This window comes from Saccharothrix longispora, assembly GCF_031455225.1.
Lineage (GTDB): Bacteria > Actinomycetota > Actinomycetes > Mycobacteriales > Pseudonocardiaceae > Actinosynnema > Actinosynnema longispora.
In genome coordinates, this window is record NZ_JAVDSG010000001.1 from 170,561 (window position 1) to 184,057 (window position 13,497).

General features: G+C 68.0%; 10 protein-coding genes. 4 read left to right on the forward strand and 6 right to left on the reverse strand.

The window, feature by feature from the left end:
* Nucleotides 1-392: 392 nt before the first annotated feature.
* The 3 genes from J2S66_RS00755 to J2S66_RS00765 all read left to right on the forward strand — a co-directional run bounded on the left by J2S66_RS00755 (nt 393) and on the right by J2S66_RS00765 (nt 3,288).
* A complete protein-coding gene (locus J2S66_RS00755; protein ID WP_310302350.1) occupies nt 393-1,490 on the forward strand; it encodes an IS630 family transposase in 1,098 nt (365 codons plus the stop codon).
* Nucleotides 1,491-1,870: 380 nt separating this feature from the next.
* Nucleotides 1,871-2,581 (forward strand): hypothetical protein, encoded by a 711-nt coding sequence (locus tag J2S66_RS00760; protein ID WP_310302370.1) that lies wholly within the window; start codon nt 1,871-1,873, stop codon nt 2,579-2,581.
* A complete protein-coding gene (locus tag J2S66_RS00765) occupies nt 2,554-3,288 on the forward strand; it encodes a hypothetical protein (protein ID WP_310302373.1) in 735 nt (244 codons plus the stop codon). The genes J2S66_RS00760 and J2S66_RS00765 overlap by 28 nt, the downstream gene beginning before the upstream one ends.
* Before the next feature lie 262 nt (nt 3,289-3,550).
* Here the strand turns inward: J2S66_RS00765 and J2S66_RS00770 are convergent, their stop codons facing one another.
* From J2S66_RS00770 to J2S66_RS00795, 6 genes are all read right to left on the reverse strand, one after another.
* Nucleotides 3,551-4,621 (reverse strand): integrase core domain-containing protein, encoded by a 1,071-nt coding sequence (locus J2S66_RS00770; RefSeq protein WP_310302375.1) that lies wholly within the window; start codon nt 4,619-4,621, stop codon nt 3,551-3,553.
* A gap of 205 nt (nt 4,622-4,826) precedes the next feature.
* Nucleotides 4,827-5,639 carry a hypothetical protein gene (locus J2S66_RS00775; protein WP_310302378.1) on the reverse strand — a complete coding sequence of 271 codons (813 nt, stop codon included), beginning with the start codon at nt 5,637-5,639 and terminating at the stop codon, nt 4,827-4,829.
* Nucleotides 5,639-6,769, reverse strand: coding sequence for a hypothetical protein (locus J2S66_RS00780; RefSeq protein ID WP_310302381.1), 1,131 nt, complete (start codon nt 6,767-6,769; stop codon nt 5,639-5,641). Before J2S66_RS00780 ends, J2S66_RS00775 begins: the two co-directional genes overlap by 1 nt.
* Before the next feature lie 11 nt (nt 6,770-6,780).
* Nucleotides 6,781-7,101, reverse strand: a complete 321-nt coding sequence (locus J2S66_RS00785) for a WXG100 family type VII secretion target (RefSeq protein ID WP_310302385.1) — start codon at nt 7,099-7,101, stop codon at nt 6,781-6,783.
* 7 nt (nt 7,102-7,108) lie between these two features.
* Nucleotides 7,109-7,798: a YbaB/EbfC family nucleoid-associated protein gene (locus J2S66_RS00790; protein WP_310302388.1), complete on the reverse strand. Its 690-nt coding sequence runs from the start codon at nt 7,796-7,798 to the stop codon at nt 7,109-7,111.
* A 792-nt stretch (nt 7,799-8,590) separates the two neighbouring features.
* Nucleotides 8,591-8,734 (reverse strand): trehalase-like domain-containing protein, encoded by a 144-nt coding sequence (locus J2S66_RS00795; protein ID WP_310302391.1) that lies wholly within the window; start codon nt 8,732-8,734, stop codon nt 8,591-8,593.
* 544 nt (nt 8,735-9,278) lie between these two features.
* Between J2S66_RS00795 and J2S66_RS00800 the strand changes: the two genes are divergently transcribed.
* Entirely contained in the window at nt 9,279-13,457 is a 4,179-nt protein-coding gene (locus tag J2S66_RS00800; protein ID WP_310302394.1) for a LamG-like jellyroll fold domain-containing protein, read from the forward strand.
* The last annotated feature ends 40 nt before the right edge of the window (nt 13,458-13,497 follow it).

Sequence of the window (13,497 nt, forward strand, 5' to 3'; positions counted from 1 at the left end):
CACCTGTTAAGCCAGAGACAGGCGCAACTGGCGCCCGGCGACTACTCGTCGTCGGTGACCTGCGTCCGCATACTGGGGCAGACGCCTGTCAGCGAGCCATCGACTCCACCCTGGACAGATTGCGCCTCGCCCAAGAGGATCCGAAGTGGTCACAGGCGTTGCTGCGCCAAGCGGTGCGGACTTCGCCGGATGGTCGGAGATGAAACCACTGGTCGAGGCGTTGTTGGAGTACGACGGTGCGTGCAGCCCGACGGACCTCGCAGACCTAATCGGTCACAGCGCGTCCGATGTGGACGTACCTGCTAGTGCTGCATCTCGGAACGTCGACCCGGTAATCGGTCCGGTGGGCTGACGGTCCAGGCTGGTCCTCCCATGTCGAGCGGGAGGTGGTCGTGGGTCGTCGTCCGGAGGTGTTCGTCCGGCCCTTGTCCATGGAGGAGGGCCGCAAGCTGGCCCGGATCGGCCGGACCGCGAAGGACCCGGTGCGGTTGCGCCGGGCGATCGTGGTCCTGATGTCCGCCCAGGGTCAGGCAGTACCTGACATCACATCGTTGATGCAGGTCAGCGCCGACTATGTGCGTGATGTGATACATGCGTTCAACGAGCGGGGGTTCGCGGCGCTGGACCCAAAATGGAGCGGGGGACGCCCGAAGACGATCGGTGAGGCGATCCGTGAACGGATCTGCCTGATCGCCCGGACCTCCCCCGCCTCCTGGGGCATCACCGCGTTCTCCACCTGGTCGCTGTCCAAGCTGCGCGACCACCTGCTCGACCGCGGGACCGTGGCGGCGATCAGCCGGGAGACCCTGCGCCGCATCCTGCACGCAGGTGGCGTGTCCTGGCAGAGCACCTCCACTTGGAAGGCCTCCACCGACCCGGACTTCCTCACGAAGATGCACCGGATCCTGGACCTCTACGACCACCCGCCCGCCGGGGGCCGGGTGATCTGCATCGACGAGTTCGGACCACTCAACCTGATGCCCCGTAAGGGCAAGGTCTGGCGGCCGACCGGCTCACCACGGCGATTACGGGCCACCTACAACCGCCACCACGGCGTCATGCACATGCTGGCCGCACTCGACCTGACCACCGGGAAGATCCACTATCGGATCCGGCGTCGCAAACGCCACGGCGAACTCCTCGACCTGCTCGCGAGTCTGCGGGCCCGTTGGCCGGACCAACGCCTCCACCTGGTCATGGACAACTTCTCGCCCCACCGCCACCCCGACGTCCGCGACTGGGCCGCCGCCAACGACGCCGAGCTGGTGTTCCTGCCGACCTACAGCTCCTGGCTGAACTGGATCGAGGCCGAGTTCACCGCCCTGCGCTACTTCACCCTCAACGGCACCGACCACCGCAGCCACGCCGAGCAGAACGCCGCCATCGCCGCCTACATCCGCTGGCGCAACGCCCGAGCCCGACCCAAGACCAGCTTCGCCACCGACTCACCCATCCGCACCTGGACCGATTACCCGGCCAAGGCTGCGTGACGCAGCACTAGAGTCACGCGTTGGGTGGAACTAGTGTCCACATTAAATAGTGGCGAGCTGAGTTTCTCCCTTGATCGACAAATGCCTACGTGTTGTCGGCATCGTCGAGTGAGGTTCACTGTGATGTGAGGACATTCGACGAGAAGACGCCACCGATTCCTTCGGTCTGCTCGGTCCGGTTTGAACCGCGTTCACACTCGGGTTCGCGGTGTTCCGGTGTGCGACGCCGCGATCAAGGTTTCCATGTAACGGCGAAAGTGTCCGGTGGCGGTCGGCAACTGGTCTGAGGCGGTCTGGATTGATCGTTGTGAGCCCGTCTGGGGCCAACAAGCGGGTGCCGATATGGTGAACAGTCCGATGAGAGTTAACGGGGAGGGCACATGACCGAGGACGAGATCAGACTGCTGCTCGATGAGCTTGAGGAGCTGCTCATGAGCTTGGACCTGGACTTCGTTGTCACGCAGGAGCGGGTGCTGGCCGCCGAAGGTGTGTCGAAGGCTGGAGCCGAATTGGGTGAACGTGCTGAAGGAGAGGTGTTCGACTTCGGAGTCTCGGCACCGCTGTCCTCGGACGGTCCATGGCGGCAACCGGCGCTGCCACTGGAGACCGAAAAGCGGTCGACGAAGAAGGTCAGGTTCACCAACGAGGACGTTCGAGTCACGCCGCTCGATGTTCGTGAGCGCCTTGCGAACCTTCTCGACCTCATTGAGGTCGCTACTGCGGGCACGTTGGCTATGGAGCGCTCCGTGTACGACCAGATCGCCGCACTTCGAGGTCAGGCGGCATCAGGCTCGGCGCAGCAGTGGGAGGACGGTGTCAACCCTTCCAGGGCAACCGACTGGGCCGAGTTGTGGGACGGCACGATCGTGTTCGCGGATCCTCCTGAGGCCGAGCTGCGTGGTACGAGTCAGGAATCGTGGACGTTGGCTATTGGTTCGGATTTCAGGGCGTCGACGGAGCATGCGGCCAATGTTGTGGCGCTGGTCGAATCGTTGCGTGAACAGGCGGGCGTGTCTCGCGGTGGGTGGTTGACCCGAGGGGTTGCTGACGGTGTTGAAGACGTGTGGGCACCGACGAAGGGGACGTCGTGACGAGGGCTGGAGAAGTACCCACCGATGGAACTGTTGACGACTTGCTGTCCCGACTAAGGGATGAGCTTCCTAGAGCGCTGCCGACCGCGTTCACGACCAGCGGTCCGTCCCCTTCGGCAGGCGACGACGTCTACGAGGCGTTCCTGTTCGCCCTCGTGCTGAAGGCTGCTCGTGTTGAGGGATACACAGTCACCTTCGATGACGGTTTCGGTCGGGCACCGGCGGTGTTCCGCCTGCGACGGAGTCCAGGGCGCCTGACCACCACGGATACCTTCACCCACGCTGTGTTGAGCCTGCCTAACTCCCGCAAGGATCCGCTTGAAGTCCACACTGGGATTTCGGTGGTCGGCGCGAGCAAGGTTGCGCATGAAGCCGATGTTGTCGTGCTCCCGTCGGCAGTTGCCCAACGCAGCCGCATGCTCGGGACTGATCCGCCCAGCTCCAAAACGATTATGGTGGTGGAGGGAAAGTTCTATAGGAGAAATCCGGTCAGTCTGGGTACCGGTCGCGAGTTTCTTGGGCTCGGCGCCGACCTGCAATCCACGAAGACAATTTTCGCGGCGACTGTCACGAGCATGTCCGTGGTGCACTTGTTGCAAGGCAAGAGCAAGTTGTACGAAGTTGGAGTCTTGCCGGGTCGGAAGGCAGAGGCTGATCTCCAAGGGCGATTTGCCACCGAACTGCGCGGCTACCGAAACAAGCGTTGAGTCAAAGCTTCCTCAATCTGCCGCGTGTTGGCCGATGCTGCCGAGTAACTCGTCCTCCGTTACTTTTTCGTAGCTCTGATTAAGGAGTTGTGGTCGCCGGGTCCGGCATGACTGACGCCCCAGTCGAAGGCATGATCCGGGGGGTGGTGTCACCGGACCCGGTGGCATCGCCGGACCGCTGATAGGGACACGGCCACCCCTGGGGTAGGTCTCGTCGTAACGTGTGGGGTTCCAAAAGTCCGCCACATGGCCTGACCTGCGGTTAGGCGGCTGTGGGTTCGTACTCGTTGATGAGGCCGCCGAGGACTGGTCGGCGACGTATCGAGGTGCAGCGCGGCTCCGTGATCGGCTGGTCTGGTCGCGGTGGTGCGAGCTGTAGCGCCTGGTGGGGTCGGCGGTGGTTGTAGTGGGCCGCGTAGCGGTCCAGGATCGCTCGCAGGTGGTGTTCGTTGAGGATGAGTAGTCGGTCGGTGGCTTCGCGTCTGATGGTGCCGACGAACCGTTCGGCGTGGGCGTTGGCTCTCGGGCAGCGTGGTGGAATTTTCACCACCTTGATGCCTGCGCCGGAGAAGACAGCGTCGAACGAGGCGGTGAACTGGCCGGCCCGGTCTCGGATGAGGAACCGGAAGTCGTCGGCCCGATCGGCCAGGTCCATCAGCAGGTTGCGGGCCTGCTGGGTAGTCCAAGGACCATCGTGGTTGGTGGTGGCGCCGAGGATGTGGACGTAGCGGGTGGCGACTTCCATCACGAAGAACACGTACACGCGCTTGAGGGTGACGGCGCAGTCGACGTGGAAGAAGTCGCAGGCCAGCATGCTCGCGGCCTGCGCGCGGAGGAACCGTCGCCAGGAGGTGTCGGTGTCGCGCTGGGGCGCGGGTGGTATCCGCAGGCGCTTGAGAACGCGGCGGACCGTTGACGCGGCTACCCGGTGGCCGAGCTTGAGTAGCTCACCTTGAATCCTGCGGTAGCCCCAGCCGGCGTTCTCCCGGGCCATCCGCTCGATCAACGCCACGACGGCGTCGTCGGTCGGTGGGCGGCCGGTGCGGTGAGGGTGGGTCCACTTCTTCGCGACCAGGCGCCGGTGCCATCGAAGGATGATGCCCGGTGTCACCACTCGGTGCTCGCGCAGCATCTGGGGTAGTCGGCGCACCAGCGCGGCGAGTACGGCGCGATCGGCCCACTCCAGCCGCGGGCGGGGGTTGGTGCGGCGCAGTACGGCGACTTCGTGCCGCAGTACCAGCAGTTCCACGTCTTTGGCCGCCGATGACCGGCCGAGCAGGGCCAGCCAGCCGACGACCCGGACGAAGAGCAGGTACAGCAGTCGTAACGCCACACCTCACGATCATGCCCTGCCGGCATAGGAGGCATGATCGCCGCAGCTCGGCATCCCTCTGCAGAGTTCTGGCACCCACAGGCTGTCGAGGAACGGCCGGGCAGGACCGACCAGCCCGCCAGCCGGATGAAGGTCGTTGAGTGCCGCTTGACGACTGCCGGAACTGCTGTGCACCGTTTGGCCAGCCGGGCCTCGGCACGTGACCTCAGGTCGTCACGGGCGGGATGGCCGGGGTCGCGCCCATCCGGTTGAGCAGGCCCAGGATGATGTCGACGCGGGCCAGGAGGTGGTCGGGGTCGATCCGCTGGGACGCCGTGGTGTAGGCGAAACCCGCTTCGAAGGTCAGCAGGATGGGCATCGGGCTCTGGAACGGGTTGGGGCCGGCCTCGGCGACCAGCCATTCGGCGACCTGGGGGGTGAAGGCGCGGGACACGGCGGCCGCGTCGGTGGAGAACACGGTGAACTCCCGGTTCGCCGGTTCCGGCAGCCCGACCGGCAGCCAGTCCAGCTGCTCGCGCACCGCGGTCGTCGGCGGTTCACCGGCCGGTTCGACGGCCTCGGCCTGGGCCGGCGTCGGCGGTCGCCCCAGGAAGCCCTCGTGGAGCCGCCGGCACATCTTCATCGCTGGCAGGGGCGAGGTCGCAACCTCGATCCGGTGCTCGTAGAACGTGTTCGAGCTGTCCGAGGTGGCCTGCTCCATCGACGCCTCGCTCACGCGCACCGACCAGCCGTCCCGCCGGAAGTCCAGTGCGGTCTCGAAGCGGGGCCGCCGCACCGTGCCCAGCCAACCGATGAAGCCCTCGGTGTCGGACTTCATGGGTGGCAGCAGGTCGGCTGTCCAGGCGCGGGCCTCCTCCCGACCGACCACCTTCCCTCCGAGGGTGGCGGTGAGTGTGGACAGGGCGTCGGAGTGCTCCCGCTCCTCCTTGCGCTTGGTGCGCCAACGCCACCAGAACATGAGGCCGAGCAGTCCGAGGATGATCGCGATGAGCGGTGCGAGATCGAGGACGTACTCCATCAGATGTCCAGGTCCCCCTCGGTCTGCTGCTTGGACTGGTCGGAGCCGGTGTCGTCGTAGTCGGCGGCCTTCTGGCCTGCGCCGTAGTTCCGGATCGGCTTGTCGATACCGGCGTTGGTGCCCTTGCCGACACCCAGCTGTGAAGCTGTCGCGTCGGTGACCGCACCCACCATGGACTTGCCGAACCCGTCCTGCATCCGTTCGCCGAGCATGCCGTTCTTGCCCCAGATCTTCACCATCGGTGAATCGCTGCCCGGCAGCTTCGCCTTCCTCATCTCGATCGCGACGGCGTGGCTGATCTGCTTGTTGGCCATGGAGCGCTGGAAGGCGGTCTTGACGTTGCCGACCCGCTGGGCCAGGTTGCGCAGGAAGTCGAGGATCTTGGTCAGGAACTGCTTGAGCCTGGCCACGATGCGGGCCAGCCGGCTGCCGGTGGCCGCGACCCGCACGCCGGTCGCGGCGCCCGCGGCGGCGGTCGAGGCCCCGAAGCTGGGCACGGCCGCGGCCAGCGCGGGTATCCAGATCATGATCAGCCAGGTGACCAGTTCGGTGAGGATCGCCTTGATGAAGTCCTCGACGATGGTCATGATCATGCTGGAGATCTGGAGCATCTGCGCCAGCTCGCCGGCCTGGCCGGCCACGCCGTCGATGCCGCTCGCGAACTCGCCGAGCTTCGTGCCGGCCACCTCGGATGCGGGGCCGCCCCAGCTGGTCACCGAGTTCTGCAGGTCTTCGTCGAACTTCTTGCGCAGCTCGGCCACGCCCTTGCCGATGGCGTTGAAGTTCTCCGCGGCCTGGGCCAGTGCGGGGCCGTCGCCGCTGACGAAGTGGATCGCGTCCTCCAGCGGCTGTACGACGCTGATCAGGAAGTTCAGCCCCTGGCCGACCAGCCAGCCGATCGGGTCGGTGGCGATGCCGTAGGCCGACGTGCCCAGTGCCCCGATCAGGGCGGTGCCCTCGGAGGCCAGGCCGGTGATCTCCGCGCCGCCGTCCTTCTGCGCTTTGCCCAGCGCTTCCGCGGTCTTGAGGTAGTTGCCGTAGAAGGGGACCGCCTCGGCGACCTTCTGGCCGGTGGCCTTCTCCCCGACGGTGATCTCGACGCCGCCGGCCGTGGTCTTCACTTCCGCCATCGTGGATGCCCCTACTGGTTGTCCAGCTCGATCTGCAGGCCGTTCAACAGCTGCTTGACCGCTTCCTCCTGGTCGGCGTAGTCCTGCGCCGCGCCGGTGAACTTGTCCGCACCGGATTGCAGGCCCTCCTGCATGGCGGTGAACAACTCGTTCAGGTCATTCAGCATCTGCGTGTAGTTGTCCTTGACGAACAGGCCGACCACGCCCCAGGACTTGTTCGACACGTCCGCTTTGGCCACCAGGCCGGCAATCTCGGCGGCGGTGGCGCGGTGGCCGTCGAGCTTGCCGGCGAACGTCCGCAGCTCGTCCGGGCTGACCTCGAAGCCGCTCATCGTGGGCTCACCGGTCCTCGTCGTCGTAGAGGTTGGGGAAACGACCATCCCGGTCCTGCGCGGGGCCCGGCCGCGGAGGTGAGGGCGGTTGGTCGTCGCGGAGGAACCGGCGCTGCGAGAAGTCCTCCGGTTCCTCGACCGGCGTGGGGCGGCGGGGCGGGGCTGGCCGGGTGGGCGGGTTGGGCGGCATCCGATGGAACCCCGGCCCCGACCCGGGCGGTGTGTGCGGCGGCGGGCTCGTCGGTGGCGGACCGCCATGGGGCGGGCCGGCGGGCGCCGGGTCCTGCCCGGCCTGCTCGGTCATGGCGCGCAGCTCCTGCGGCGTGACCCCGAACAGCTGCGCCTGGGTCTCCAGCACCTGGTCGGTGAGGTGCATGTCGTCACCGAGCGCGTTCTCCACGATGCCCGCCTGGCGGCGAGCGGCCTCGGCCACGGCCTGGCGCAGGGTCGCCATCAGCGCGGCAGCCAATGCCTGCGGCGGGCGGCGCATGGCGTGGTCGGTCAGCCGGATGTCCTTGATCGCCCCGGACGGGCCCGCCACGACGGTCACCGCGCGGTCCGGGGAGGTCGCCACCACTTCCATCGAGGCCAACTCCCGCTGCATCTCCCCGATGCCGGCGAACTGCCCGTCGACCCGGTGCAGCCTGGCCTGGAACTGCTCGAACCGGGCGACGAGCTGGTCGAACTCAGCCGACACGACAAGACCTCCCGGACGTTCGGACTCGACGACACGTGCGGCGCCGACGGAGCGGGAACCATAGTGGCAGGTGAAGGGTCCGCTGTATGCCCGAATGGGTGGGAAGAGACGGAGGCCGCTCAGGAGTGGTAGCCCTTGGCCCTGACCTGTGCGTTGAGCCTCTGCAGACGGGCGCTTGTCGAACGCACATGTGTTCGACGGCTGTAGCGGTCGACACGGGCTTGCTGTGGGAGGGAGATGGGAGGCGATTGGGAGGATTCAAGGAGAACGAACCGGAGTGAACCGCGATGAAGTGCATTCAACTGCATCGTCGTCACCTGCTAATTTAGCGTTTCCGCAGGTAAGGGCATGATTTGGATAATTCTGGGAGGAGTCCGCAACATATCGGTTGGTCAAGTGATCGTCTCTTCAGGCTGGACTGAAGGCGACTCGCGGTTGCTGCACGACTATATCGTCCTGCTTGGTTGGCGCCGTTCGAGATGCCTTGTGAAGGAGCATGGTGTTCGGTAGCGCGGCGTCGCGCAGCCAGCCGTGCCGGTGTCCCGGTTGCGGATGCCGCCCAGCCCTCCGGGCAGCGAAGTAATCGCGGAGGCCATGATCGCGCCGGTGTCGTGGTGTATCAAGCCCTTGAGGGCCGGGGGCGAGCGCAGCACCAGCTCGGCTCGACGGTGGGCAGCTTCAGCGTCGCCGCACGGTCCGACCGGGACGCGCGGGTACGCCGTCCGGCTCGCTCAGGGTGGCCTCGGACAGGTCGTCGTGCCGCAGCGCAGCCCTGACAGTCCTGGCATTCCCTCACGCGGGCGGACCAGCGCAGTGGCTCTCCTGCCGGCCGTCGGAGGTGAGCTGCCGGTCCACGCCCAGTGGGCGCGGCACCATCGGGTCCGAGGTGCCCGTGATGCGCAGGCCCTCGTGCTCGCGCAGCAGCCATACCGGCATCCTGACGGTTGTCCAACGTGCTGATCATGACCAGCGACCTGCGACGATGAATTTTCGAGTGGCACAGGATTGCAGGTCGGGTCAGCGAATCCCGGTTGCCGCGCACCACGAAGCCGCCGCCCAGCCGGGACGCGTGCGTCCGGCCGCCACGGCGACCGTCGCCGCGCTGTCCCACTCGTACTGACCACCCGCGTCGGCCCCGTCCCTCGGAACGGGTCACCCTCAGGTCTCGACCAGGGCGAGTTCTGCCGGATCGAGGCCTTCGCGGTGCCATTCGCGTCGCGTGTGGATGGATCATCGTTACGTGAGAGTGATCACTGCTCGGGGTATTGCCCAGGTCCGCCCGGTTGTCGGAGAGTTCGTCCCGTTTGCAGCGGCGGTCGTCGGCTGCTGGGGGTTCGGGGGCTGTGTGATGAATACGGGTGCGCGCGGTCGCGTGCGGATCTTTGCTGCGAGTGCTGTCGTCGCGGTCGCGTTCGGACTGATCACTCCCGTCGGAGCGGTGGCTGACCCCGCTGTGCCACCGGTCGAAGGTACGGCCCCTGTGGAGCAGGTGCCGTCCGACCCCGCAGACCGCGAGCGCGTGGCGGGCGTGGAGTCGGCGCCGTTGGGCCAGGCCTACACCGACGCCATCGCCGAGGCTGTGCGCACGGGCGAGCCCGTGGAAATCGCGGGAGTCACCACCGAGATCACGCGGGTGGTGGCGCTGCCCAACGGGAAGATCGAGCAAATCGTGCACGCGTGGCCGGTGCGCACTCGCAAGTCGGGCTCCTGGCAGGAAATCGACGCCACCCTGGAGCGCGGGGCCGACGGCCTCGTTCGCCCGCGGGTGGCTGCCGCCGACGTCGTCCTCTCCGGCGGCGGTGACCGTGTGCCGCTGGCGGTGGTGGGGCATGAGGGCAAGGAAGTCGGCCTGTCGTGGCCGGGTGTGCTGCCAGAGCCGGTGCTGGCGGGCGACACGGCCACCTACCCGGAGGTTCTGCGCGGAGTCGATCTCAAGATCACCGTGGACGGCTTCGGTTTCTCCCAGGTTCTGGTGGTCAAGACCGCGCAGGCGGCGATGAATCCCGCACTGCGCGAGATCCGCTTCGGCAACCACACCCGTGGCGCCCGGGTCACCAAGACCGACGTGCCGGTCGCGAGGGCGCGCTCAGTGGATCCCGTGCCCTCGCGACTGGCGGTCGTCGACGCGGCAGGGCAGACGTTGTTCACCGGGGACGCCTCGCGCATGTGGGACTCCTCGGGGGAGGGGCCGGCCGCCGACCGGCTGGTCGAGCCCGCCGAGCGGGACCGGGCGGCAGTCATGGGGGTGCGGGTCACCGACACCGAGGTGGCCATCACCCCCGACCAGGCGTTCCTGACCGACCCGGGGACCACCTTCCCCGTCTACATCGACCCGTCGTACTCCTGCGGTTGCGGTCGGGTCAGCCAGGTGGTGCTCTACAAGTACGGCAACTCGGTCGGCGAAAGCGCCTGGAACGACAGCTATCTCAAAGCCGGGTACGTCTACGACTCCACCCAGGGCGTCTACATCACCGCTCGCTCCTACATCACCTTCGACCTCGGGAGCGTGCCGCGCTCGGCGGCCATCCACTGGGCCAAGCTGTACCTGATGGTCAACAACTCCTCCACCAACTGCCCCGGCGTCACCCAGGTGCACGTCACTGGTGGGGTCGGCAGCGGGACGCGGTTCGGCAGCGAGCCCGGCAGAGAGCGGCACGTGGGCAACGTCGGCGCCTACACCGGTTGCCCGGGCGAGGGTGGCTGGTCGACCCCGGGCCACGACGGCAACCGCGGCGACGCGCTGAGCAACTACGTGCGGGAGATCTGGGCCGCGGGCGGGCGCGGCAGCCTCACCTTCGGCTTGTTCGGCGACAGCGAGACGGTGCAGACGCACTGGCGGCGCTTCCGCACCAATCCTGGCCTGACCGTGCAGTACAACACCGCCCCCCACCGGCCGTCCGAACTCGGCGCGTTCAACGGGCAGGCCGGCCTGGGCTGCACCAACGACGCCGCCGCCACCCTCGTCGGCCGCGGCGACGTCACCCTGCGCGCCCGACTGACCGACTCCGACCCCGGTTCCTGGGCGCGGGGCAGCTTCGTGGTCTACCGCGACGGCGTGCGACAGGGCTTCCTGGACACCGGTGGCCAACCCTCCGGCGGTATGCACCAGGTCACCGTGCCCCCGGAGTGGATGGGCGGGGGTGGCGTCATCTCCTGGCGGGTGCAGGCGTGGGACGGCGACGGCGGCGACGCCTTGGCCTCACCGTGGACCGGGCCCCCTGGGGCGCCGGACGACTACTGCCGCTTCACCCGCGACACCGTGAGCCCCGACGCCCCTGGCGTGCAGTCGGTGGACGGGGCCTACCCGCCCTACAACTCCCCCGACGCTCCCACCGGCGGCGTCGGGGTAACCGGGCGGTTCAGTTTCACCCCCGGCACGGCGACCGGGCTGGGCGGCACGGTGGACGTCGTCCGCTACCTGTGGTCGGTCGGCGTGGATGACTACCGCAACAGCGTCGCGGCCAAGCCCGACGGCACCGCCGAGGTCTCCTTCACCCCGCTGGCCGAGGGCGATTTCCCGCTGTACGTCAAGTCGGTGGACCGGGCGGGCAACCAGTCGTCGCGGCTGGTCCCGCAGCCCGACCAGGCGCAGGACTACACCAAGTACCTGTTCCGGGTGCCTGAGGGCTCGGCTCCGGTGGCGCACTGGACCTTCGAGAACGGCGGGGAGGACGTCAGCGAGTCCGGTGCCCACCCGCTGGCTTTCCAGGGCATGGCCACCGCCGAGGGTGTTCAGGGCCACGTCGGGCAAGGATTGCAGCTGGGCCGCAGCGCCCAGGACATCGCCGTGGCCACCGGACCGGTGGTGGACCCGACGCGGTCGCTGTCGCTGTCGGCGTGGGTCTGGTACGACCCGTCTACCGCGGCGGACTTCACCTCGGTCCCGCTGGCCATCGACGACACCTACGCCTCGCCTCTGATGTTGGCTTACCGCAAGGACGACAAGCCTGCGGCGATGTGGTCACTGGGTGTGTCCTGCAACCCGACCACGCCGCCCTGCCTGCGGGTGGCCTGGAGCGACGCGCCCGCGCAGAAGGGTGTTTGGACCCATCTGGCACTCACCGTGGACGACGCCACCGACACCGCGTGCTTCTTCGTCAACGGCGTCAAGCAGTCCTCCTGCCTGACCGGCGTCGTCCCGCCCGCCTCGGCCGACGACATCCTCGTCGGGCTCGGCCGGTGGGAGGGCGCGCTGCGCAACCCCTGGTACGGCCGGGTGGACGACGTGCGGGTGTACAACCGGCTGCTGGCGCCGTCGGAGGTCGCGGCGCTGGCCAACGTCCCGATCGAACGCGCCCGCTACGCCCTCGCCGAGGACGCGGGAGTCGTGGCCGACGACTCCGTGGGCACCAACGACGGCACCCTCTACGGCGGCGGTGTCTCCTGGGTGCCCGACGGTCCGGGCGCGGCGTTCGACGGCCGGTTCACGTACGCCGCAGACCAGTGGGAGAGTTCCGGGACCGACCTCAAAGCCCGGTGGGCGCTGGACAACGACATGGTCGACTCCTCGGCGGCCAACGCCGCCGCCCTGCGGTACTTGGGCAGCGGCGGGGAGTCGCCCGCCCGCTTCGTCCCGGGTCGCGTCGGAACGGGCGTGGCGTTGGACGGGGTGGTCGAGCGGATCTTCACCGGCAGCACCCGCGTCGACACCACCCGCTCCTACTCCGTGGCGGCCTGGGTGCGGATGGACCACACCGACCAGGGCGCGGCGGTGATGGCCCAGGACGGAACCCGGGTGTCCGGGTACTCCCTGACCTACTCCAAAGCGGACAACCGGTGGGCCTTCACCGTGCCGCAGAACGACCAGGACAACGCCGCCGTCACCCGTGCCGTGTCCTCCGCCCTCCCGGTGGCGGGTCGGTGGACCCACCTGGTGGGTTCCTACGACGCGGCCGCGGGCGAGATCCGGCTGTTCGTCAACGGCAGGCTGGAAAGCCAGACCCCGTTCACCACGCCCTGGTCGGCCAACGGCACCTTCACCGTCGGCCGAGGCCTGTGGAACGGCGCGCAGGGCGACTTCTTCCCCGGTGTGGTCGACGACCTCCGCGTCTACAGCCGCGCCGTCACCGCCGAGGACGCCCATGGCCTGTGGAACCGCGGCAGCGACGTCAACGCACCGTTGGCGCCCGAGGTGGACAGCGACCGCTCCTTCAGCATCGCGGGCTGGGCCAAGGCCGACGCCCACGACACGGCCGCGCGGTCGGTGTTCTCCCTCGGCGGCTCGGTCCACATGCCGCTGACCGTCGGGTACCGGCCGAGCAACCGGCGGTGGGAGGCGATGGCCGCCAGCGGGGCGCAGGACGCGCCGGTGGTCCACCGCATCTACTCCAACGAGGAAGCCGTCGCGGGGGAGTGGGTCCACCTCGCGGTCACCTACGACGCCGGGAACGGGCAACTGAGCCTCTACGTCAACGGGGTTCCGCAGACCTGGATGCTCAACAACGAGAACCCGGGCAACCTGCCCTACCGGTCGCTGCCGCAGTCGCTTTCCGCGGACACCGGGCGGCTGCTGATCGGGCGAGGGACCTGGACCGGGCTCAACACCGACCCCTGGCGCGGCCAAATCCGCGACGTACGGGTGTTCTCCGGCGTGCTCAGCCCGCAGGCGGCGCTGGCCATCGCCAACGGCAGTGACGGCGGGGGCGGCGAGGAGACCTGATCCCATCCACCGGATGAGCGGTCGCGATCCTGCGCGCGCC

What these genes read in the sequence shown, in the direction of transcription:
- J2S66_RS00760 (WP_310302370.1), top strand. Translation starts at nt 1,871, where the DNA reads ATGACCGAGGACGAGATCAGACTGCTGCTCGATGAGCTTGAGGAGCTG.
- J2S66_RS00775 (WP_310302378.1), bottom strand. Translation starts at nt 5,639, where the DNA reads ATGGAGTACGTCCTCGATCTCGCACCGCTCATCGCGATCATCCTCGGA.
- J2S66_RS00780 (WP_310302381.1), bottom strand. Translation starts at nt 6,769, where the DNA reads ATGGCGGAAGTGAAGACCACGGCCGGCGGCGTCGAGATCACCGTCGGG.
- J2S66_RS00785 (WP_310302385.1), bottom strand. Translation starts at nt 7,101, where the DNA reads ATGAGCGGCTTCGAGGTCAGCCCGGACGAGCTGCGGACGTTCGCCGGC.
- J2S66_RS00795 (WP_310302391.1), bottom strand. Translation starts at nt 8,734, where the DNA reads ATGCCGGTATGGCTGCTGCGCGAGCACGAGGGCCTGCGCATCACGGGC.